This is a genomic window from Rheinheimera sp. F8 (genome assembly GCF_001518915.1).
On record NZ_CP013656.1, the window covers coordinates 1,222,570 to 1,243,488 of the forward strand.

General features: G+C 51.3%; 22 protein-coding genes and 1 pseudogene. 2 read left to right on the forward strand and 21 right to left on the reverse strand.

What is annotated here, in order from left to right; genetic code table 11:
* Nucleotides 1-214, forward strand: a pseudogene (locus ATY27_RS05565) (IS4 family transposase); the annotation flags it as partial.
* Nucleotides 215-264: 50 nt separating this feature from the next.
* Here the strand turns inward: ATY27_RS05565 and ATY27_RS05570 are convergent.
* From ATY27_RS05570 to ATY27_RS05650, 17 genes are all read right to left on the reverse strand, one after another.
* Entirely contained in the window at nt 265-597 is a 333-nt protein-coding gene (locus tag ATY27_RS05570) for a hypothetical protein (RefSeq protein ID WP_208930794.1), read from the reverse strand.
* Nucleotides 594-2,081: an RHS repeat-associated core domain-containing protein gene (locus ATY27_RS05575; RefSeq protein ID WP_208930793.1), complete on the reverse strand. Its 1,488-nt coding sequence runs from the start codon at nt 2,079-2,081 to the stop codon at nt 594-596. The genes ATY27_RS05570 and ATY27_RS05575 overlap by 4 nt, the downstream gene beginning before the upstream one ends.
* Before the next feature lie 35 nt (nt 2,082-2,116).
* Entirely contained in the window at nt 2,117-2,272 is a 156-nt protein-coding gene (locus ATY27_RS05580) for a hypothetical protein (RefSeq protein ID WP_208930792.1), read from the reverse strand.
* A 250-nt stretch (nt 2,273-2,522) separates the two neighbouring features.
* Nucleotides 2,523-4,709, reverse strand: a complete 2,187-nt coding sequence (gene katG / locus ATY27_RS05585; protein WP_208930791.1) for a catalase/peroxidase HPI — start codon at nt 4,707-4,709, stop codon at nt 2,523-2,525.
* 281 nt (nt 4,710-4,990) lie between these two features.
* Entirely contained in the window at nt 4,991-6,067 is a 1,077-nt protein-coding gene (locus ATY27_RS05590) for a DUF5694 domain-containing protein (RefSeq protein ID WP_208930790.1), read from the reverse strand.
* Between the two features lie 88 nt (nt 6,068-6,155).
* Nucleotides 6,156-6,623, reverse strand: coding sequence for a GFA family protein (locus ATY27_RS05595; RefSeq protein WP_244151281.1), 468 nt, complete (start codon nt 6,621-6,623; stop codon nt 6,156-6,158).
* Between the two features lie 28 nt (nt 6,624-6,651).
* Entirely contained in the window at nt 6,652-7,095 is a 444-nt protein-coding gene (locus ATY27_RS05600; RefSeq protein ID WP_208930789.1) for a hypothetical protein, read from the reverse strand.
* Between the two features lie 110 nt (nt 7,096-7,205).
* Nucleotides 7,206-8,717: a M20/M25/M40 family metallo-hydrolase gene (locus ATY27_RS05605; protein ID WP_208930788.1), complete on the reverse strand. Its 1,512-nt coding sequence runs from the start codon at nt 8,715-8,717 to the stop codon at nt 7,206-7,208.
* A gap of 178 nt (nt 8,718-8,895) precedes the next feature.
* Complete coding sequence (locus ATY27_RS05610; RefSeq protein WP_208930787.1) at nt 8,896-9,912, reverse strand: hypothetical protein; 1,017 nt, start codon at nt 9,910-9,912, stop codon at nt 8,896-8,898.
* Between the two features lie 122 nt (nt 9,913-10,034).
* A complete protein-coding gene (locus tag ATY27_RS05615; RefSeq protein WP_208930786.1) occupies nt 10,035-10,364 on the reverse strand; it encodes a hypothetical protein in 330 nt (109 codons plus the stop codon).
* 152 nt (nt 10,365-10,516) lie between these two features.
* Nucleotides 10,517-10,819, reverse strand: a complete 303-nt coding sequence (locus ATY27_RS05620; RefSeq protein ID WP_208930785.1) for a YciI family protein — start codon at nt 10,817-10,819, stop codon at nt 10,517-10,519.
* 91 nt (nt 10,820-10,910) lie between these two features.
* A complete protein-coding gene (locus tag ATY27_RS05625; protein ID WP_208930784.1) occupies nt 10,911-11,186 on the reverse strand; it encodes a hypothetical protein in 276 nt (91 codons plus the stop codon).
* Between the two features lie 125 nt (nt 11,187-11,311).
* The gene (locus ATY27_RS05630; RefSeq protein WP_208930783.1) at nt 11,312-12,481 is read right to left on the reverse strand and encodes a type 1 glutamine amidotransferase domain-containing protein; all 1,170 of its coding nucleotides are present in this window, start codon (nt 12,479-12,481) and stop codon (nt 11,312-11,314) included.
* 127 nt (nt 12,482-12,608) lie between these two features.
* Entirely contained in the window at nt 12,609-13,907 is a 1,299-nt protein-coding gene (locus ATY27_RS05635; RefSeq protein ID WP_208930782.1) for a HAMP domain-containing histidine kinase, read from the reverse strand.
* On the reverse strand, nt 13,894-14,586 hold the full coding sequence (locus ATY27_RS05640; protein WP_244151280.1) for a response regulator transcription factor: 693 nt from the start codon (nt 14,584-14,586) through the stop codon (nt 13,894-13,896). The genes ATY27_RS05635 and ATY27_RS05640 overlap by 14 nt, the downstream gene beginning before the upstream one ends.
* A gap of 27 nt (nt 14,587-14,613) precedes the next feature.
* Nucleotides 14,614-16,053 carry a S41 family peptidase gene (locus ATY27_RS05645; RefSeq protein ID WP_208930780.1) on the reverse strand — a complete coding sequence of 480 codons (1,440 nt, stop codon included), beginning with the start codon at nt 16,051-16,053 and terminating at the stop codon, nt 14,614-14,616.
* A 148-nt stretch (nt 16,054-16,201) separates the two neighbouring features.
* Nucleotides 16,202-16,543 carry a helix-turn-helix domain-containing protein gene (locus ATY27_RS05650; RefSeq protein ID WP_208930779.1) on the reverse strand — a complete coding sequence of 114 codons (342 nt, stop codon included), beginning with the start codon at nt 16,541-16,543 and terminating at the stop codon, nt 16,202-16,204.
* 93 nt (nt 16,544-16,636) lie between these two features.
* On the opposite strand from ATY27_RS05650, the gene ATY27_RS05655 reads away from it, so the two are divergent.
* Nucleotides 16,637-16,969 (forward strand): nuclear transport factor 2 family protein, encoded by a 333-nt coding sequence (locus tag ATY27_RS05655; protein ID WP_208930778.1) that lies wholly within the window; start codon nt 16,637-16,639, stop codon nt 16,967-16,969.
* An 87-nt stretch (nt 16,970-17,056) separates the two neighbouring features.
* On the opposite strand, the gene ATY27_RS05660 is transcribed toward ATY27_RS05655, so the two are convergent.
* The 4 genes from ATY27_RS05660 to ATY27_RS05675 all read right to left on the reverse strand — a co-directional run bounded on the left by ATY27_RS05660 (nt 17,057) and on the right by ATY27_RS05675 (nt 20,812).
* Nucleotides 17,057-17,596 (reverse strand): GNAT family protein, encoded by a 540-nt coding sequence (locus tag ATY27_RS05660; RefSeq protein ID WP_208930777.1) that lies wholly within the window; start codon nt 17,594-17,596, stop codon nt 17,057-17,059.
* Between the two features lie 140 nt (nt 17,597-17,736).
* Nucleotides 17,737-18,906, reverse strand: coding sequence for a serine hydrolase domain-containing protein (locus ATY27_RS05665; protein WP_208930776.1), 1,170 nt, complete (start codon nt 18,904-18,906; stop codon nt 17,737-17,739).
* A 116-nt stretch (nt 18,907-19,022) separates the two neighbouring features.
* Nucleotides 19,023-20,168 carry an alpha/beta hydrolase-fold protein gene (locus ATY27_RS05670; protein WP_208930775.1) on the reverse strand — a complete coding sequence of 382 codons (1,146 nt, stop codon included), beginning with the start codon at nt 20,166-20,168 and terminating at the stop codon, nt 19,023-19,025.
* A gap of 119 nt (nt 20,169-20,287) precedes the next feature.
* A complete protein-coding gene (locus ATY27_RS05675) occupies nt 20,288-20,812 on the reverse strand; it encodes a hypothetical protein (protein ID WP_208930774.1) in 525 nt (174 codons plus the stop codon).
* Nucleotides 20,813-20,919 lie beyond the last annotated feature (107 nt).

The following is a 20,919-nucleotide window of genomic DNA, read 5'->3' on the forward strand; positions in this document are numbered from 1 at the left end:
TGGGTTGGCAGCAGAACTCGCCGGCAAGCATCGGTCGTTCCAGGCGAATTCGCTGAAACATCGCAGAGTGTTGTCGTTCAATTATCTGGGTAAACGGTTGTGCCGATTAGCCAGAGTCGGTATCAGCGGTGAGGAAATCCAGGCGGCAGTCAGGCAACTGCTTGAATGGGCGGGTCTTTTTGATTGGACCAATGTCAGGAAAGTGAGCGGATGATATGGTTAGGTTATTTCTGGGGATCCGTCAGGTTTTGCTCTCTATGGTATTCAATTTTTTTCATTAAATTTTTTAAATCGATCACTATATGGATGTGAATAAACAAAAAAATACGCAACCCAGATAAGGGGCCAAATAGCCCCTCCATCAATCAATATTGAAGTAGTGCCTAATAACAAACCTAGTGCCGTACAGGAAAAATAAAAGAAATCAGTTTTATCAATATTATTCCGAATTTTCTGCATTAAGGTATCATACCTGAACAGCAAGAAAGAGATCATGTAAGCCAAGAATGCATAACCGATCACACCACTAAATAATATCATTGTTGGGATCATCATAATCGAGCAAAAATACATAAAATCTTTTACATGAAATTTCATTGTCCACACCTAATAGGGATACTGCAGTATTTATTTTGGTTAACTTCCATCTGATGTACCATATCACCCGTCTGAAACAGATAGCTATAGGCACTCATTACATGGTCCGCGCCATGTAGGAATATATCGTTGTGAAAGAAAGATGTTGCCCTCATACTAACTGCATCCACAACTAGCCAACCAACACCTTCAGAATTTCGATCGTATACAGACCACTTCGTAGCCGATAGAGAAAAAGAATATGCACTAAGTCTGAATGAGCCAGTAACTAAGGCACCAGCACCTGTCAATGTAATCCCCGTATTTAGGGCTAGAGGAATACAATCCATGCCGGCTATCACATTACATCCGTGAGTATTGCTAGCCATTTCATCCAGCCAATATTCACGCCACGTCCGCTTCACATCTTTCAATATTTGCTTATAGTTAACTTTACTCATCTGATTGAATAAGTACTGATAAGCCGCAGTCCTAGCACCATTAGCAAACTTACCACCCGCAATAACCGAAGCTGTGCCGCCAATCACCATTTGTGTGATGGTGCCAGAAATCACGCCTTGATCAAAGTGAGCAGAGATAGGCGTCCCCAGCCCTTTAGTCACACCTGCACTAAAGAAGCCATGGCCAAATTTGCCACCGCCAATACTCGACACAATGCCGCCAGTCACCGCATGAGCCGCGATCTGACCCGCGATTTGCCCTCCGGTTAAAAGATTGCCACCGAAGGATGTCAATTGGCTAAAGTCAGCACCATTCTCTAACGCATCTAAGAAATTTTGGTCTCCGACATCACCATAATACTCGCCAATTTTTCCAAATGCATAGGCAGCAGCACCTGCAGCAGCTGCAGCTCTGAGTGCACCTGTTCTGCTCATACCATGAGCACGGCTGAATTCATAAGTTGCAGCTGCAGCACAAGCGCCCGCCCATTGGCCACAAAATTTGGCTCCTAAACTAATCATAAAATTCCCAACATTCTGTGGGATCAGTTTGAGAACAGAACGAACAGCACTCTTTAACAAACCTGCAATAAAATACCCACTCGGATCCGTATAACTCATCGGATTATTCTGTACATAAGCATACCGGTTATAACTCTGCAAATTGCCCGGCTCCTGAATAAACGGATCTGCCTGCATAAACCGGCCTAAGGTCGGGTTGTAGGTTCTGCCGCCCATGTGAATAACTTCAAAGTCGTTGACCATTTCATGGCCGGTATAGCCTTTGCTTTGCGCCGGGCTGCTGTAACTCAGGATGCTGTTATTGACCAGGAATTGCTTGCCCCAGGGGTCATACATCAGCTGCTGCACTGTGGTGCCAGCCGCATTGGTGATAGCTGTGGTGCTGCCTTGCTGGTCTTTGTGCAGATAAAAGGTATCGGTGGTACTGTTCGACCTTTTGGTCACCACGGCGTCGCCGACATAATATTTATGTTCGGTGATACCGGTTGGCAGCGTCACCTGCTCGTAGATACCGTCCAGCATCAGCGTGGTCGTCGTATTGCCGCCGCGTTCGTCAGTCAGCAGATAAGTTGGCCTGGTGGTACCACTGCCGTCATAACTAACGGGTTGTCGCTACCAATGCCATGCACGTAGCGCTCAAGCATCGTGCCTGCGGCGTTATATTCCGCTACTAACTCAAAGCGGCTGTTGCCAAACGCCAACAAATCCATCATCGGCAACCGCGGAGTGAGCGGTTAAGAGTGAGCGCGGGAGGCGCGAACGGGCGAACGCAGTGGTGGCGATGGTGGATTTGCCACGATACATCTGCTTCATGCTTTTAGCGGTCTACAAACACCGCCAAAATCGAATAACTACAACTGGCACAAAGTGGCCTTAAAGCAACGCCGTGAATATCTAATCCCCCCAACAATAAACAGCAAAACGCCGGCAGTTGCCGGCGTTTTTTATCGTTTAAACAACGAATTACTTCAAATCATACCGATCTGCATTCATCACTTTGACCCAGGCTTTGACGAAGTCGTGTACGAACTTCTGCTGACCGTCGTCCTGCGCATAAACTTCGGCGTAAGCGCGCAGTACTGAGTTAGAACCAAACACCAGGTCCACCCGGGTTGCGGTCCATTTCACCTGACCATCTTTTCTGCTGACGATTTCATATTTGTTTTTGCCCACCGGTTTCCAGCTGTACGCCATGTCAGTCAGATTGACGAAGAAATCGTTGCTCAAAACACCAACCCGATCAGTGAACACGCCGTGCGTGCTGCCGCCAAAGTTAGTGCCCAGCACGCGCATACCGCCGACTAAAACCGTCATTTCGTGGGCGGTTAAGCCCATCAGCTGGGCGCGGTCCAGCATCAATTCTTCCGGCGCGGCCGCATAATCTTTTTTCAGGAAATTTCGGAAAGCATCATGCAGCGGCTCCAGTACAGCAAAAGATTCAACATCAGTTTGCGCCTGCGTTGCATCACCGCGACCTGGTGCAAAAGGCACAACGATATCAACGCCAGCCGCTTTGGCCGCCTGTTCAACCGCGGCAGTGCCGCCTAACACAATCAGATCAGCCAGACTGATTTTTTGCGTCAGGCTTTGCTGTAACGAACTCAGCGCGGCCAGTACTTTTTCTAACCGCGCCGGCTCATTACCTTCCCAGTCTTTTTGCGGCGCCAGCCGAATGCGTGCACCGTTGGCACCACCGCGATAATCCGAGCCACGGAAAGTGCGGGCACTGTCCCATGCCGTACTGATCAGTTCCGCCGGACTTAAACCACAAGTCAGAATTCTGGCTTTGAGCTGGGCGATCTCCGCATCGGTCAGGCGATAATCGACCGTTGGGATCGGGTCTTGCCAAATCAAGTCTTCTGCTGGCACATCCGGGCCTAAATAGCGGCTTTTTGGCCCCAGGTCGCGGTGCGTTAATTTAAACCAGGCGCGGGCAAACACGTCGGCAAAATAAGCAGGATCTGCATAAAACTTCTCGGCAATTTGGCGATAGACCGGGTCCATTTTCAGCGCCATGTCAGCGTCGGTCATGATCGGATTACGCCGAATAGTCGGGTCTTCCACATCGACCGGTTTATCTTCTTCTTTGATATTGACCGGCTCCCACTGCCAGGCGCCGGCCGGGCTTTTGGTCAGAGCCCAGTCGTAAGTAAACAGCAGATAAAAATAGCCGTTGTCCCACTGCGTTGGATTGGTAGTCCAGGCCCCTTCAATGCCGCTGGTGACCGTGTCGCGACCAATGCCACGGCCGGATTTGTTCAGCCAGCCAAAGCCCTGCGCTTCCAGATCTTCGCCTTCCGGCGCCGCGCCTAAATGTTCAGCTTTGCCATTGCCATGCGCTTTACCGACGGTGTGACCACCGGCCGTTAATGCAGCGGTTTCTTCATCATCCATCGCCATCCGGGCAAAAGTGACGCGCATATCCTGCGCCGTTTTTAATGGATCCGGGTTACCGTCCACGCCTTCCGGGTTGACATAAATCAGCCCCATCATTACCGCGGCCAATGGGTTTTCTAAATCACGCTCACCGCTATAGCGACTACCTTCGCCACCGGACGCCTGCAGCCATTGTTTTTCTGAACCCCAATAAATGTCTTTTTCCGGATGCCAGATATCTTCGCGGCCGCCAGCAAAACCAAAAGTTTTCAGGCCCATCGATTCATAAGCCATATTACCGGCCAGGATCATTAAATCGGCCCAGGATAATTTATTGCCGTATTTGCGTTTAACCGGCCACAACAAACGCCGCGCTTTGTCGAGATTGCCGTTGTCCGGCCAGCTGTTCAGCGGCGCAAACCGCTGACTGCCAGTGCCACCGCCGCCACGGCCGTCAGCGATACGGTAAGTCCCGGCCGAGTGCCAGGCCAGCCGGATCATCAGGCCACCATAATGGCCCCAGTCGGCCGGCCACCAGTCCTGTGAGTCGGTCATCAATGTTTTTAAATCGGTTTTGACGGCTTCCAGATCCAGCGTTTTAAAGGCTTCGGCATAGTTAAAACCGGGGGCCATCGGATTGGTTTTGCTGTCGTGTTGGTGCAGGATGTCGAGGTTCAGCGCGTTTGGCCACCAGTTCATCGTCGCATTGGCAGCATTGGTATTGGCGCCGTGCATCACAGGGCATTTGCCACCGGTTGATTTGTTTGTATCCATCTGAGGGTTCCTTTTTCCTGGTTCAATTCGCGGGTTAAATTCAGCAGCAGCGCACTGCTCCATCTGAGTTGGATTAAAGGTAGACCTGAAATGCGATTTAGGAAACTGACTTAAATCAGTCACCTTCATCATATTTTTTGATTAGAAAGCAGATTTGGGGTTATTTTTAGCAAAAATAGTCGCCACAGGGCCGAGTCGCTTGGGTCTGCCCATTCGCTTGATTTTACCTGCGTGTGGCTGGTCCAGGCAGAATCCCACTGGCCACACACCGGTAATTGTTGTTACTTCGCAATCACGGTCAGAGTGTCCACCACATCAACGCCCTGCAACTGCCCTAACCACTGATCAAACCAAGGTTTGTGTGACACACCGACCACAGACAGCACCCGTGCACCGGGCTGTTCGCGAAATGTCTCGGCGATATTGGCAACCATGCGTAAATTACGGATATCCCAGCCGCTGACCCAGATTTGCGGGTAACCGCTGCTGGATTTTGCCCTGAGCGCGGCACTGACATTGACCTCCGCCAGCACCTGCAGATGCGCCGGCTGATTGATATAACGATACAGCGGCAACAGATCGGCCTGCTGTTGTAAGGACGCAACCTGCTTTTCGCGTGCATCCAGCGCTACTTTACCGGCGCCCCAGGCCGCCATCACCTCACGGCCAAAGGCGTCGCGATCGGTATAGCTGATGTTGTCGCCGGTATGATTGTCGGTGGAATACACCCGCTGATGACCAAGCCGGGCCGCCAGCCGCGCCGCCAACTGGTAATTTTCGTTATTGCGTTTGCTGATCGTCTGCAGCAGCTCCACTAAGGTCTGATCCAGACCATCTGCGGCGCGTTGTTCAGACTTCGGCAACTGCAACCACTGCACATAGGCTGACGCCCGATCATTGGCGGCCAGCATAGTCGCCGCTAATTGCCGGCGCTGTGCGGCAGTCGGCGTTGCCGGCAAGGTGCTGAGCAGTGACGTCAGTCGCGCCATAGCAGATGGTACATCAAGGCCGGTCGCAGTCTGCGCCACCTGGGTACTGGCGCAATAATCCTGACCATATTTGGCCGCATGGCGCAGCGCCAAATCACATTCTTCGCCGGATAAGGCTTCAATCGTAATGATGTCGGGTTTAAAAGCAGCCAGTCTGGCTAACAGCGGATCCAGTTTAGTTTCATCAAAACCGGCCGGCAGTTCACTCAGATGCACAGTGCCAAGCACCAGAATTTGCGTGCGCGTGCCGGTCATGTCGCGATCCAGCTGTGCCAGATCCGGTATGGTGGCGGCAGTTGCCAGTGGCAAGCAGCAAGCGGTCAATAAGGTACAAATGGCAGAATAAAAATGAAATGGATATGCTTTCATCGGAGTCTCCCTGAGATATGGTTCAGGCAGAGTCGGCAGCAAGCGCACAATGGTTGTAATCCGTGCCAGAATAATTCGCCGGGCACGGCTATCGCCCAGGCTCGTAACTATCCGATCGCGGTAACTGTGCATCCAAATCATCCCAGTTGGCCTTTGACGACACAAAGTTGTGCGAGATCGGTCGTTCCACGATATCAGTGTCAAGAATACCCAGCCGTAAGCGCAATTTTTCCGGCACTGCAGCATTGCTGCTGAAGATCGGCGAGGCGCAGATCCGGCAAAAGTGCCGGCGTTTTCCCAGCGCCGACTCGTAAGCACCAAGCTGGTCCTGGCCGCTGATGATGCGTAAATCTGCGGTGGCGACGAAACCATTGGTCGCATAAGCAGTGCCACTGCTTTTGCGGCATTTCGAGCAATGACAATGAATGATCGAAGTAATGGGCCCATGCACTTCCAGCATCACAGCACCACACAAACAGCTACCCTGATACATAAAATCTTCCGCCTGATAAATACAAAACAATGTCCGGTCCGCAGACTGGTTCTTACCGCTCATGTCGTGACTGCGGCAACCCACCCGCAGTTCAGGCGCTGCTGCCGAGTAACTGCCAGCGCTGCACAGTGCCAATAGCAAACAAACTACCGATGACCAGACAAATTAAAGAACTGACCCACCAGAAAGTCAGAGAATTTTCCGGAAACTTGGGCATCAGCCAAACAAATGCGGATCCACGCAATAAAAACACAGCGCTAATCAATACCAATGCAATTCTGGTCAGCGGCAATCCGGATAATACACCTGCGCCGGCCAGCGCATAAGCCGCCCAGATCAGCAGCACCGCGGTGATCCCGGCGGTGACCACAGTCGGATACCACAGCTTTTTTTCCGCCATTTGCGCCATCGCCTCACCGGCCCCAAAAAACCGGTACCAGTCAGCGCCAAACAGGATACAACCGGCATGCGCAAGCGCCGCCAGTACGCAACAGACTGCAGCTGCAATCAAGTAATTATTTTGTTCCAGTGCCATTGCCGATCCTTAAATGTGCTCTGACGTAAAATTTTTAGCTACTGCAGCATCGCTGACAGCAGCCCAGGTATTGCAGGATCATTCAGCGCCTGCCACACGCTTTTACCCGCTTAATAAGGTGTGCGCAGCACGCGCAACAAGGTTTGCATGCCAGCGACGTAATGCCCGATGCGCAGGTTTTCGTCAAAACTGTGCTGATTGTTGTCGGCGTTGACCAGCGGCAGAATGACAAAAGGCATCTGCAGCGCGCTGACCAGTTGTTCAGTTGGCAGACTGCCGCCCATCATCCGTATCCGCACCACTGAGTTGCTGTCTTGCAGCAGCACGGCATATACCCAGTTACCAAGTTGAGAATCCAGCGGTGTGCGCGCTGCATCGCCGCCGGCACCAGGGATCAATGACGCGATTTTGTTGTGCATGGCGCGCTCAGCGTCAGTTGGCTCACCTTTGGTTAAATACCAGCCCTGCGCTTTGATATGGCGCTGCAGCAATCCAGTCAGATAGGCAGAATCAGCCTCTGGCGTGGTGCGAAGGTCCAGCTCTGCCACCGCCAGATGCGGGATAATATTGGCGGCTTTGTCTCCGATAGCTGCGGATTGCATGCCGCGAATATTCAACGACGGATATTGCAGCGCTTCCTGATAATTTACGCCCACCGCATCAGGACGGGCGATGCCGGTCCGCTTTAACAGCGCCGCAGCATCATCCGGCACTGTGGCTAACGCCTCACGCTCAGTGGCCGACAGTTGCACTGTGTCGTAATAGCCAGGCACAGTTACGCGGCCAGCATCGTCTTTCATACTGGCCAATAACGTAGCCAGACGCTGCGCCGGATTCGGCACATAGTTGCCATAATGGCCGCTGTGCAGCGGCGCTTTCGGCCCATAGACCGTCAGCGCCAGGCTGGTGGCGCCTCTGTTGCCAAACACCAGCGTGGGTTGATTACTGGCGTGCTGCGGACCATCCAAAATCAATAAACCATCTGCTTTTAACAAAGCTGCGTTAGCCTTGGCGATGGCCTTAATCGTCGGTGAACCTTTTTCTTCTTCACTGTCGAGCAACACTTTGACGTGAAACGCCGGCGCCTGCCCTGCCGCTTTGAGTGCATCAAAGGCCGCCAGCAACATCATGATCGGGCCTTTATCATCTGCCGATGCGCGGGCAAACACCCGAAGTTCAGGGTCCAGCGGTTGGTGCTGGAGTACTTTAGGGTCAACCACCTGCCACTGGCCTTGCTGGTTGCGTTTTTTCACCACCGCCTGCCACGGACTGGTCTGCGCCCACTGCTCGGGCAACACCGGCTGGCCGTCCAGATGCATATAAAACAACAGCGTTTTTGCGTCAGGCGACTGGCTGCGATATTCAGCGTACAGCAGCGGTTTGCCGTTATTGGCCAGCTGTTGCGTGGTAAAACCACGGCGGTTAAACGCCTGCTGCAGGAAATCAGTATTTTTCTGAATATCGGCGGCGACCACGGCGTCATTTGGCAACGCCAGTAACTGAAAATACTCGGTAAAACTGGCTTGCGCCGCCGCCAGCACTTGCGCCTGTGACGGGACAGTTGTCGTGAAAACCTGGGGCAGGCTGGCTTGCGGAGAAAGCGGTGTTTGGGCAGGTACCATGCAACTACTGCATAACAATAGACTCGACAACACTGTCCGATTCAGGCGACCTTTGATTGTGAATGCACTCACTGGTTAGCTCCAGACTGAAAAAACTGCCGGTAAAACACAAGATATAACATCATCGTTCGCTCCTGTGTATCAGTCGCACATTGCTGCTGATCTGGTGCTTTAGGCGTTATGCCACGTGCATAACACTGCGGTGTAGTTTGCCGCGAATTTTTTCTATCCGGCGCCAGCTGCTTTCGTCATTCATCGTGATCCAGCGCCGTTCTTCGCTGCGATAGAACCAGTCCTTGTCGTGCTGATAAAACACCTGCAGGTTTTCGCCTTCGAGGATATTCAGAATTTCGTTGCCATGAGCGCGGAACTCGTCAAAATCCGTGGTCGCCTTTTGCCCCATTTCACTATAGAAACGATTCAGTTCAAGCAACAAGGAGTTAACTTCCCGACTTAATGGCACGGCTTTTAAGCCAATTTTCACTGCTTCATTCAGCAGGATTGGATAATTATGAGACGGATATTTTGAGTTCAGCACGGCCGCAATTTCATGCGCTTTGTTTTCGTCAGCGATATGGTAAGACAGCAATTCCCGGCACAACATCACAGACAATGACTCGGCACGGTCGACAGCCCCAATCACCAGGGGGTGCACATATGAAAACAGCGTTTTATAGGGATTGTCAGTCGAATCATGCTGCTCAGAACGCCAACGGTTAATCACCCGGTTCAGCTCATCCAAACTGACACTGACACGCTCATTATCCCGATCAACCGGCGATAAAGAATGATTCAGCGATGTATCCACAGCAGTAAGATATGCGGTTGGCCCCATTCTGATTTCATCAGCCCCCAGGGTGATCATGGTTGCGGCAGATGCGCATTCAAGTGGCACCAACACCACCAGCTTCTGGCAATATTGACGTAACAGATTGACAAATCGAAGAGAAACCCGGCCACTGCCGCCGTCAGACTTCAAAAATAAATAGAGCGTTTCATGGGTACCTACCCGCTCAAGAATTTCATTCAGTGCCACCACATCATTGGCGCAGACAGAACCCCGAGGGTTATTCCAATAAGTGAGCAGCGGTCCACCAAGCAGTTTGCTGAGTTGTGAGATCACAGCCTGAGTTTTGCTAAACAAGACCGGCGGTTGTTTTATTTTGCGATCCGTCTGAGTATTCTGTTGTTCCATATCCACTTGTCCCTTCAGTTCGTCATGCCTTTTTAGTTTCAACTCTTTTATGCCACATATTTATAACAAACCAAAGAGGGCTGATGAATTCAATCAGAAAAGTATCTGGGATTGAGTCTTTATCAGGCAAAAAGCCGGATATGTTTGGCCACTTTATTGCGTAGCAGACGCACCAACACAGGATCCATCCGATCGTAATTATCCGGAATATCCAAACACACCAGTTTTTTGCCTTTCAGCTGATCCCTAAATTTTTTGGCAACCTTATTTTTATGCGATTTTTCCATTACGAAAATCACATCAGCCCAACTTATCAAGTCACCACTAACCACGGTTTCAGCATCGGCGTTTGTGCCGGCGCCGATCGCATGAATGCCGTCATAAGCCGAAAATACTTCTTCCCCTGTTGGGCTGCGCAGACGATTTTCACTACAAACAAAAAGTAAGTTCATGTTTTTCAAATCCAGATGCAGGTTAGCTATTCATGTCTGTTTGGGCAGCGCCAATCCGTCAAAGATGCTTTACCTTGGCGTTATCATTCCCACCGGCTCGGATTTGGTCAAATCTATCCAAAATAGAACGCTGGAAAAGGTCGCCGATGAAACTAATCCCTTAGTAACTCACGAATTTCGACAGTTCCGCCCGCCTCGTAAATCGGGTTGCCGGACAGAAACTGCTGCGCCGCCAGCAAGTCTTCGGCGCGAACGCGGATAAATCCGGACAGTTGGTTCGCGCTGCCTGCTGCGGTGCCGCTTTTACGAAACGACTGTCCTGCACCAATGGAACTGCCGCCATCAAAGCAGCCACTTTGGTGTAAAAAAGCAAAATACTGTTGCCAGGCGGTATCGTCGGCGGCCGCGGCTTGATCGGTTGCATCGTTGTACATCAAGAACAGATAGTCCTGCATCACTGCATTCTCCTCGGTGGGCCCGCGTGGTCTGGCACAGCGGCAGTGTATCGAACTCAAACCAGCTGGAACATTCTGCAGGCATCCCGTCTCAAACGGTCGGTTCATCTGGCGGCGGCTCGCCCGCTTCCTGCTTGCGTTTGACCTGTTCCTGTTTGATGTGCTGTAGCTTTTTGACTTCTGCCGGCGGGATTGGCAACAACGAGATTAGCGGCAGCAATGCCAGCAAAAAATAGGCACCAGCCGGCCTGCGCTTCGCCCAGCGGATTAACTTTGCCATGGTACAGAACAACAACACAATCCCTGCGACCAGTGCGGCATAAAGAAATAAGACTGCCGGGGACATGACAGTTTGCAACAAATCCATCTGATGGCCTCATGTGACATCGGTATTGGAGGTATTGGGCGTGCAGGAACAGAACTCAAGGCAGAGCCTGATGCAAATCTCAGGCTCTGCGCACGGTGAATGAATTGGTAAAGGAATGGCGACCGTTACTGTTTCACGGCGCTCCAGTAGGATAAGCTGCTGACGCCTGCCTGTTCCAATAATTTCGGTGCTTGCTCTTGCAACTGCAGATACAAAGCCCGCGCAGGTGTCAGCTGTTGCTCCGCCAGGTAGGCCTGCAATAACGCCAGCTGATATTGTGGATGCTGAAAATGTTCGGCGATTTTTGCCATCAGCCGCAGTTCGGTACTTTTGTCGGCGGGCGATTGCGCCAGGCGATAACTGTACATGCCATACAAAGCCAGGTAGTTCAGATCATAAAGACCGGGCTGTTGCGCCAGCGCGATATCAAGATGAGCGACTCCGTTGCTGCGGGCGGTTGCCAGCAACGCCATAGTAGCTTCTTCCGGAAAAGGCGTACGGGTGCGGGGTGTTTGGCCCAGTTGCAGCGCTAATAAATCAGCAGCGGCAGGCACCGACATTGGGTTTTGCGCCGTGATCAACAGTTTGTCGTGCGCCACAAAGGGTAACATCGGCTGGTTGGCGACAAACAAGGCACCAAGTTCGCGTAAACGGGTTTCGAGGATGAACGGGAACTTATCCAGCAACTCAGCGCTAAAAGCCTGCTCTTCGCGCAGCGTAAAGCTGTTCATTTCTTTGCCTGCAACCCAATAACTGCCATCCGGATTTTTCAGATTAACCAACGCAGCTGGCCCATGACAAACCGCCGCAATCGTTTTTTTTTGCTGCACCATCGCCTGCAGGAACTGCTGTGTGCCAGCATCCACCGGCAAATCAAACATGGCGCCATCACCGCCAATAATAAATACCGCTGCATACTGAGTGGCAAGTTCAGCGGTTGGCGCTAAGGTCTGTTTCAGCTGCATGAGGGCTGGCGTCTGCTGCTTAAATTGCTGCATGTAGGGCAAATCGTCTTTGCGGTTGTGCACCGGTACTGCACCACCTTTGGGCGACAAGATATCCAGACTCAAACCGTTTTGTTGCAGCACCAGATACGCCTGGGCCAGCTCTTCCAAATCATAACTGATGGCTGGATCACCTTGCTTGCCATAACCGGAAATCAGCAAGGCCACCTTAGAGTTGCTGGCAGGTTGCGCCGCAGGCGGTTGTATTGCTTTGGCTGGCAGTTGTGTTGCTTTAGCTGGCGCCATGGCGAGCCCAACTATCAGGCCGAATATCATCAATGGTAACTTCATCTTTTACTCCTTAGTGTTGATTCAGGCTGAAGTTACCCTGGTGCTTGTCGTGCTTTTGTGAAGGGCTATTTTTGCAGGGGGGCAGAGAGTTGGTGAAAAACGGTTAGCGGTGTTTTTCGACAATCGCTCAGGCAAGGGTTGAAATTGCATCAAACCGGATGGTGATTTCGAATTTATGCGCATCGTTAGCAAGCTGCAATTGCCAATGTTGTACCTGACAAATGCGCTGGATCAGGCTCAGTCCCTGGCCTATCCCTGTGCTTGCCGCACTGCGTTGGCCACTTCGGAGTGGATCGCTTGGTAACGGCAAGCGAAAGCTGTTGCTGATCACTAACTGCGCAGCGCAGAGTTTAATGCCGACTTCGGGTTCTGACGCATACTGCAGCAAATTGGTCAGCAGGTTTTGCAGCAACATCTGGCACAGGCTGGGATTCGCGACAACCCAGACCGTTTCGGCCAACTGTATATCCAGCTGTAAGCGCTGGCCGGCAGCACTGTGATTTAAAGCGTAATGCTGAAGCAGAGTTTGCTCCAACAGCGCCGTCAGATTGAACTGCTGCTGCGGTACCGATTCCGCCCGTGCCAACGCCAATAAAGTTTCAGTGGTTTGTTCCAGCGTCAACACTGCTTGCGCAAAAGCCTGCCGCTCTGGTACAGATAGCGCAGTACCGAGAGTGGCACCATGAGTGACATCAGGCAGCAGATTTTTCAGCACGCTGAGCGGTGTGCGGATCTCATGGCTGATATCTTTGGTAAAGTGGCTTTCCCGCGCCAAGGCCTGCTGCAAAAATTTTTGGTTGTCGGCAATCGCCTGCGCCAGAGTACCGATTTCATTGTTTGGAAACAGGCTGGCAAATCCGGGCGCCAGCACCGGTAAGGCTGGATCCTGCACCGCTGCGGCCAAACGCAGCACCGGATCGGTGATCTGTCTGGCTAACAGCAGCGCGACCGGCAGCACGACCAGCAAACATAACAACAACAGTAACAGCAAAGCACTGGCCAACAGTGGCGATAACTCGCGGCTCACTTCAAAAGCGCCGACATCCGCCAGTAACACATAAGGTTGTCCACCCAACTGCAGCACTTGCAAATGTACTGTTTTGCCATCCTCCAACCGAAATTCTACCCGCATAGGTTCACGCAGGTAACTTTGATACAAAGTGTCGGGGAGTGCTTGCCAACCCTGATACAACTGCATAAAAGCCGGTCTTGGCGGGTTTACCATGCCGGATTGCTGATAATGTTGTTGCAGATACGCGGCTTCTTCGCTGACCAGCCGGTTGAAAATATTGTCTTCCACGACCCAGGCATACACCAGCACCAACAGGCTGTAGCCCAGCGTCAACAGCAACACCAGGCCGGTAACGAGCTTTAACACCGCCACACGAATAGAATGAGCCGTGCGGATTGGCCTAATGTCCGGCATCGGGCAACTCCAGCCGAAAGCCAATACCATGCACAGTTTTGAGTAAAGCGCTGGCAAAAGGTTTATCCAGCGCGTTACGCAAGGTGTAAATATGACTGCGCACGGCGTCACTTTCCGGTGCGTCATCGCCCCAGAGTTTGGCATTCAATTGACGTTTACTGACCGCATGCGGATAAGCTTCGGCCAGCAGTTGCAACAAGCTAAAGTCAGTGGCTGATAAGTTGAGCGGCACCCCGCCGCGACTGGCCTGCCGCGTTGCGCGGTCGATGGTTAAATCGCCCAACAACAGCGCAGAGCTTTGATGCAACCGATGGCGACGGCACAAAGCCAGCACGCGGAAATACACTTCTTCCAGCGCAAAAGGTTTGGTCAGGTAATCATCGGCGCCTACTTCAAAACCGCTGATTTTATCCTGCAGGCTATCGCGGGCCGTCAGCATCAACACCGGCGGGTTATAAGCGCTTTGTTTGAATTGCTGACACAGCACTAAACCATCGACATCCGGCAAGGTTAAGTCGAGGATCACCAAGTCAAACTGCTGCTGTTGCATCAGCAACTGCGCCAGCTGACCGGTGGCAGCGTAATCGGTGACCAAACCCTTCGCCTGCAAAAAGTCCAGCAGCTGCGTCGCCAGCACGGCATTGTCTTCCACCACTAAAATATGCAGTTTTTCGTTCATCGCCATTCTTTATTTGAGATTGATAGATCACTGAGCGGTTTGCTGTCGCTGTTCAATCAGTTGCAGGCTCTGTTGCAATTGAGGGTCGGCTTCAGCGCCGCCCGGAATGGCCAACGCTGTGTCGTCATTACGGACGTCAAAACGGACATCCGGCTCAACACTGTGACGATGCGGTTTGCCATCAGGCCTGACCAAGATACGTGTTGCGACATAAGCCCGCAATTGTGAATGTGGCAGATTAAATAAATTCCCTTGCGCCGTCTGATTGGCAAAACCTTCAGTCGGGCTGCCGAGCAGCGTGGCAAATTGTTGATCCTGAGCGGCAGTGGCAAACACGATGGCGGCAGAATAAGTCCGTGGGCCAATCAACAGGTAACTTTTGCCCCCAAAACGCTTATCGACCGCAAAAGGCTGTTCCCATTCAGTCCAGTCTTGCTGCAGCAGCGTACCGGATTGGCCTTTATAACCAAACCAACCGCTGTTATATGGGTTGAGTTTTTCCCGCAGTTGCGAGACCAACCGAAAGGGTTTATGACTGAGATAACGGCTTAAATAACTGACGGTATCGGTATTGCCGCCGGTATTTTGCCGCAGGTCGATTAATAAGGAATGCACCTGCTGTTGTTGTATAGTGGCAAAACTTTGATCAAGAAAATCAGCAAATTCGGCTTCATCCAGGTCAAAAGTGTTGAGTTGCAATAAACCTACCCCAGGCCGGATTTGCTTGTAAGCATAATCCTGGCGCTCTGCGTCAACCATTTGCCAATCTTGTCCCCGTTCTAATTGCAGGGTCTGCACGGGCTGCTGCATGGGTTTGAGTGTCACTTCAAACTGATCCTTCCAGCCAAGCGACGCCCACAAACTCAGGCCAAAACGTGACACCAGCATTTCCTGGCGCAAAGCTGCAGTTTCACCATTGCCATAGGCTTGCAGTGAATCGAGTAACTGAGTAACCGGCACTTGGTTGATGCTCAGAATTTCGCTGCCTGCGGCGACCTGCAAACCATCGGCTAACTGGTAGCTATGCTGCAGCAGCAAACTGCCATTTTCGGCCAGTTTGAGCTGCCAGGGGAAAAATAAATGGCCTTGCGACTGCAATTGCTGGTACTCAGGATAGGGCCACAATAACAGGGTATGGCCATCATTAAACATCTGATTTAACCGCGCAATCACGGTGTAAAACTCAGTACGCAGCAGTGGTTTATTAATCTGCTGCTTTAATAGTTTTGCTTGTTGTTGGATCTTTGCCAGATCGGCGTATTCGCTAAGCTCCGGATGCCAGGCGACGACCACTTCAATTAAATGATCGATGTCAGCGTGCATCTGTGTAACGCTTAGCTGTTGCTGCGACATGGCCGGATTCTCCAGCTCCGGGAATATTTGCAGATGAGATTGAGTACAAGCCCCCAGACATAAAGCACAGAGGGCGATGAAGTATTTGGCGAATATTTGTGTCAGCTTTTGCATAAAAGTTTCCTTCAAAAACCTGAAGTTAATGCAAAGCTTGTCGTGGTTTTGTCGTGGTTTTGCTCTGGCTTAAGGTGGTCAATTAAATGCAATGAATCAACAGGCGATACGTCGTAGCTGGTTCAGTGATATCCAGTGCGCAAAGCAGCTAGACCACCTGCCCGCCGCTATTTTTTTGCTCTGCCCAGTGTAACAGCGCGTCGAGCGCGGGACAGAGCGCCTGCCCCCATTCCGTCAGCCGGTACTCAACCTTTGGTGGCACCTGCGGGTACACAGTGCGGTGCACAATGCCGTCGGCTTCCAATTGTTTCAGTTGCTGCGACAGCATCTTTTGCGAGATCTGCGGGATCAATTTTTCAAAATCAGAATAACGCTGCACTTTGCCGTCAAACAGATGAAACAACAGCAGAAGCTTCCAGCGCCCTTCCAATAATTTAATCACATCCTGCACATCGGCCGCAGCGGTAGATGGCGTATAAATCTTTCTCATCGGTCTGTCACTTACCTTTTGGTGCGTTCTTGAAATCGGTTCAGTCTAAGCAGAAACTGCCCGCTCAACAACACAGCAGCAGGCGCACAAGCCATGACAATTGAACTACCGGAATCGATCAAACAGTACTTTTCAGCCGGCAACATCGCCGACCTGCAGGGGCTACAAGATTGTTTTACCAAAGACGCAGTGGTGTTTGATGAAGGTGGCGCGTTTCGCGGACTGGCAGCGATTGCAGCATGGTTTTCAGAGGCCCGGCAGAAGTATCAGTTCAGCGCCACCCCGCTCAGTATCACCACAAAAGATCAACACCAACTCGTGCTTGCCAGCGTCAGCGGCAATTTCCCCGGCAGCCCAATCCAATTGCAGTATGCGTTTTTGCTGCATGACGACAAAATTCAATCGCTGCAGATCTCATCAAGCTGAGGAATTTAGACCTTTCAGGACATAAAACACAGCGTACTGGTGAGTACAGACACCAGATAAACACTTCACCAGTGCGCCGCTGATTTGTCAGGCCTGTTTGTGCCACTCAGTACACAATATCGCTAAAACGACAGTGTCCCACCAGCGTCCTTTAAAGTAGCGGTTTTCTCTGAATACGGCTTCTTTACGCATACCCAGTTGCTCGCATAACTTTACCGCCGCTCGGTTAGCGCTGATAGTCTCGGCATAAATTCTATGCACATTCAATTTCGTGAACGCGAAATTTGCTAACGCAACAGCGGCTTCCTGCATCAGAGCCCTGCATTGATATTGTCTGGCCAAACCACAGCCCATCGCGGCCTGATGATCTGACTCCAGCCTTAAACAAACAGTACCAATCAGATTGCCAGTGGCTTTTAACTCAACTGCCAATTGAAATGCAGTTCTTGGGATGGCACATGCTTGCTGAATAAACAACTGAGTGAGTGCCTGATATTTCTCCACCGTACAATCTTCTTCCGCATAAAATCGTTGATATTTGCTGTCCCGGCTCAAGGCCACAAATGCTTGCTCATCGTCGATGCGCATATCACGTAAAATCAAATGTTCAGTCTCAATAAAAAACATCAAAATAAACCTTTAGGCTGATGATCCGCGTTGAAAGCGATTACCGCACATGACGTCAGGAGCCTGCTCAGCGACTCGACATCAAAAACCAGAGCTGCCGCTATCCGGCCGGACTATAGACCCGGCCCGCAGCAACCGCTTTACTTCGAAGACTCAGCATTCCAGCCGTAGGCGTTGGTAATACGGTCTGCCACCTGATTCATCAGGGCCATGCCATTGTCGCCATTGGTCATGATGATCATGCCATAGCCTTTGCTGAGATGACCCGTCATCCAGGCCCGATAGCCCCAATTGGCACCACTGTGCGAAAAATACTGTTCCTTGCCAAGCTGCTCGATTTTAAAGCCGACCGCGAACTGCCCGACCCGCACCGGTGTCGTCATCTCTGTGGCGGCCTGCCGGCTCAGCAGCTGGCCTTTTTCAGCACGCAGCGCGGTCTGAATTTCAATGATAAATTTGGCCAAATCAGTCGGTGTGGTCCACAGTGCCGAGGCGGCTTGTTCCGGGTAAACATGCCATGGCGCCTGCATCCGCTTGCCATGTTCATCATGTGCCAACGCCGCGGTTTGTGCTGCCGGCATGGACTCAAAGGCACTGTGGGTCATCTGTAGCGGCGTCAGCACTGAGGTTTGCATCAGCTTATCAAAAGCGCAGCGACACAAATCCATCATCGCCTGTTGCATGATCAGGATACCGCCGCCGGAGTACTTAAATTCGCTATAAGGCGGCCGCGCAAACAACACTTTGCCCACATTAGAGGGCGCCTGACCATTGAGGATCTGCACGACGGTCGGCAGCGCTGCCTGCGGGGCGTAACCGGGAAAACCGAACCCGTCATCGGCACCGGACGTGTGACTGAACAATGACCGGGCCGTCACCGGCTGTTGTTGGTTTAGCTTCGAAGACGGTACTTGCCATGAAGTGAGAAAGGTATTGATGTCCTTATCCAGGTCAAGCTGCCCCGCCTCGACCATCCGCATCGCCGCCATTGCCGTCACCGGCTTTGCGATCGAAGCCGCCTGAAAACGACTATTGGTATCCAGCAAACGGCCAGTGTTGGCATCGGCAACGCCGTAAGCCTTGGCCCAATGAATGTTGAAATCTTTGACCACCGCAATGCTGAGACCCGGCACCTGCAACTGCTGCATCAATGCGGGCAGTGCAAGTTTATCGAACTCCGTTTTTCCGGCAGTTTGCGCGGCTTCAATCCGCGTGATCAATGGCGCTGCATCACCTGGTGGCAGCGTTGCCGGCGCTGCAGACACCAGAAAAGCGCAAAATAGCGGTAACAACATATAAATTTTGGTCATCACTGAAAATGTCCTTGATGATGGGGATACTGACGATACCAGTCGGCAAGACAACGGATGCCAAACGACAGGCTGTGTCAGCCAATTCTGACACAGCCAGAAACTTCACGGCCAGATTAACCGGCTTTTACATTAAACAATGCGTCCAGCTCAGCTTGTTGCGCCGCCGTGATACCTGTTAGCGACTGCAGGGTTTCTTTATAAGCGGCTTTTGCTTTATCTGTTAACTTAAAATGCAAATAAGCCTGGATGACACTGATATGCGTGTTAAACGACTGCGGATAGTTTTTTCTGTTCCATACCAGCAGTTCCAATACCTCATCCTGGCGGTTTAAATACTGCAGCCACTGGGCATAACCATTGGCTTTGTCCTCCGGGATCTGCAGCTTTTGACCCAGCAACTGCGATCTGGCATTAAACACCGCCTGCAGATCAGCTAAGTTTTGCGGGACATTGGGGATAGCCCAATTGGTAAACAGGTGTTTTAAGCCTTGGTATTGCCCAACCAAAGTTGTCGAGTCATGACTTTCGTCGCTAAAAGTTTGGGTTTTTACCTGAAGTTTCGGACCCGGATATTGATTGGTTAAATCCACCAGCTGTTGAAAAGCGTTAGTCATCACAGGCTCTTCGTTTGCAATGGACAGAAACACCCGCCCTGAAATGCGCTGTGTTTTTAACGCCGCCGCAGCCAAATCAATCATTTGATTGTTATTCCAATACAATGAAGGGCTTATTGCGATGACACCATTGAACAACCCTGGTCGTTTTATCGCGGCATTGACGGCAAACTGACCACCATGCGACGTGCCCGCCAACGCCTGATAATCTGAAGTGCGATACCGGCTTTTGATAGCTGGGATGATTTCTTGTGCCAGATGGGCCAGCATAAGGTCAGCACCGGCCAATTTATCAGACTGGGCCGCACTGTTTTGCGCTAAGGTCAGTTCTTCCACGCGTTGCTGGCGCGGCGTGACAATCCCAACCACTATCATCGCGGGGATCAGATCAAACTTTGACAGATAATCAACTGTGCCGGCAGTATGCGCGCCCTGAATATCACCATCTGTGATGTACAGCACAGGATATTGTTGTTTTGACTGCGCATAATCAGCCGGCAAATAGACGATTAACTCGCGTGGCTGCAGCAATAGTTGGCTTTTAAGCGTGAATTGTTCGGTTTGGCCTAACGGCATCGCGGCAAACACATGCAGATGCACAAAACACATCACTGCCAGCATCAATTTCACAGTTCTATTTTTCATCGTTTCCCTTCGTTTGCTTGTTGTTTATTAAGTTAAATCATCAATATCGATAAACCGTCGGACGCCGCAACTGTCTGTAAAAATCAAAGTAGCGGGCATTTTTAGGCATAAATGCCTGCTTAGCTTGTTTGAGATAACAACAGCGCGCGATTAACCTGGCGGATGAACCGCCAATGCCAGACCCAGCAAAAAATAGCGACCAGGCCGGCGATTGAACCAAGCAGATTGGGAATTAAGGAAAGGACTTGTGCGCTACACCAGCCAAGCCCCGACATCCTGCCAAAGGAGCGAAATCCGCCGAGTGCAGGGTTGCTGACCGCCTCGGCCTCCAGTGATTTGGCGACATTGGCGATTATGAAAAAATCTTCGATAAAATTGTACGGCAACACAAACATCCACCAAACGCTATTGGGCCTGGCTGTTCTTGACGCCGGCGCAACCAGTTGTAGTGTCTTAACCAGATCGCGGGCATAGAAAAACACCAACAGCAAAAACACTGCAATGGCGACCAAGGACCCAACCGGACCGAATATCTGCAGCTCCGCCAGGATGCCGCCACTGGCATCAGGTTGCAGCAACGGATAGATCAGGCCAATCCCAATCGGGATGCTCAGGATAATTTTGAGCAAGGTCATTGCAGTCATTTTTAATCCAGGCCGTTCGCAGGCGCAAATAAACAAACCACGTTGCGCAAAGCGGGATTTGTAAACAGACAGTGAAAAATACACTACCAGAAGGGATAGAAAGAACA

Excerpts from the sequence above, each read along its gene's own strand:
- ATY27_RS05570 (WP_208930794.1), bottom strand. The coding sequence starts at position 597 with ATGAAATTTCATGTAAAAGATTTTATGTATTTTTGCTCGATTATGATG.
- ATY27_RS05575 (WP_208930793.1), bottom strand. The coding sequence starts at position 2,081 with ATGCTGGACGGTATCTACGAGCAGGTGACGCTGCCAACCGGTATCACC.
- ATY27_RS05580 (WP_208930792.1), bottom strand. The coding sequence starts at position 2,272 with ATGATGGATTTGTTGGCGTTTGGCAACAGCCGCTTTGAGTTAGTAGCG.
- katG (WP_208930791.1), bottom strand. The coding sequence starts at position 4,709 with ATGGATACAAACAAATCAACCGGTGGCAAATGCCCTGTGATGCACGGC.
- ATY27_RS05590 (WP_208930790.1), bottom strand. The coding sequence starts at position 6,067 with ATGAAAGCATATCCATTTCATTTTTATTCTGCCATTTGTACCTTATTG.
- ATY27_RS05595 (WP_244151281.1), bottom strand. The coding sequence starts at position 6,623 with ATGAGCGGTAAGAACCAGTCTGCGGACCGGACATTGTTTTGTATTTAT.
- ATY27_RS05600 (WP_208930789.1), bottom strand. The coding sequence starts at position 7,095 with ATGGCACTGGAACAAAATAATTACTTGATTGCAGCTGCAGTCTGTTGC.
- ATY27_RS05605 (WP_208930788.1), bottom strand. The coding sequence starts at position 8,717 with ATGGTACCTGCCCAAACACCGCTTTCTCCGCAAGCCAGCCTGCCCCAG.
- ATY27_RS05610 (WP_208930787.1), bottom strand. The coding sequence starts at position 9,912 with ATGGAACAACAGAATACTCAGACGGATCGCAAAATAAAACAACCGCCG.
- ATY27_RS05615 (WP_208930786.1), bottom strand. The coding sequence starts at position 10,364 with ATGAACTTACTTTTTGTTTGTAGTGAAAATCGTCTGCGCAGCCCAACA.
- ATY27_RS05620 (WP_208930785.1), bottom strand. The coding sequence starts at position 10,819 with ATGCAGGACTATCTGTTCTTGATGTACAACGATGCAACCGATCAAGCC.
- ATY27_RS05625 (WP_208930784.1), bottom strand. The coding sequence starts at position 11,186 with ATGGATTTGTTGCAAACTGTCATGTCCCCGGCAGTCTTATTTCTTTAT.
- ATY27_RS05630 (WP_208930783.1), bottom strand. The coding sequence starts at position 12,481 with ATGAAGTTACCATTGATGATATTCGGCCTGATAGTTGGGCTCGCCATG.
- ATY27_RS05635 (WP_208930782.1), bottom strand. The coding sequence starts at position 13,907 with ATGCCGGACATTAGGCCAATCCGCACGGCTCATTCTATTCGTGTGGCG.
- ATY27_RS05640 (WP_244151280.1), bottom strand. The coding sequence starts at position 14,586 with ATGAACGAAAAACTGCATATTTTAGTGGTGGAAGACAATGCCGTGCTG.
- ATY27_RS05645 (WP_208930780.1), bottom strand. The coding sequence starts at position 16,053 with ATGCAAAAGCTGACACAAATATTCGCCAAATACTTCATCGCCCTCTGT.
- ATY27_RS05650 (WP_208930779.1), bottom strand. The coding sequence starts at position 16,543 with ATGAGAAAGATTTATACGCCATCTACCGCTGCGGCCGATGTGCAGGAT.
- ATY27_RS05655 (WP_208930778.1), top strand. The coding sequence starts at position 16,637 with ATGACAATTGAACTACCGGAATCGATCAAACAGTACTTTTCAGCCGGC.
- ATY27_RS05660 (WP_208930777.1), bottom strand. The coding sequence starts at position 17,596 with ATGTTTTTTATTGAGACTGAACATTTGATTTTACGTGATATGCGCATC.
- ATY27_RS05665 (WP_208930776.1), bottom strand. The coding sequence starts at position 18,906 with ATGACCAAAATTTATATGTTGTTACCGCTATTTTGCGCTTTTCTGGTG.
- ATY27_RS05670 (WP_208930775.1), bottom strand. The coding sequence starts at position 20,168 with ATGAAAAATAGAACTGTGAAATTGATGCTGGCAGTGATGTGTTTTGTG.
- ATY27_RS05675 (WP_208930774.1), bottom strand. The coding sequence starts at position 20,812 with ATGACTGCAATGACCTTGCTCAAAATTATCCTGAGCATCCCGATTGGG.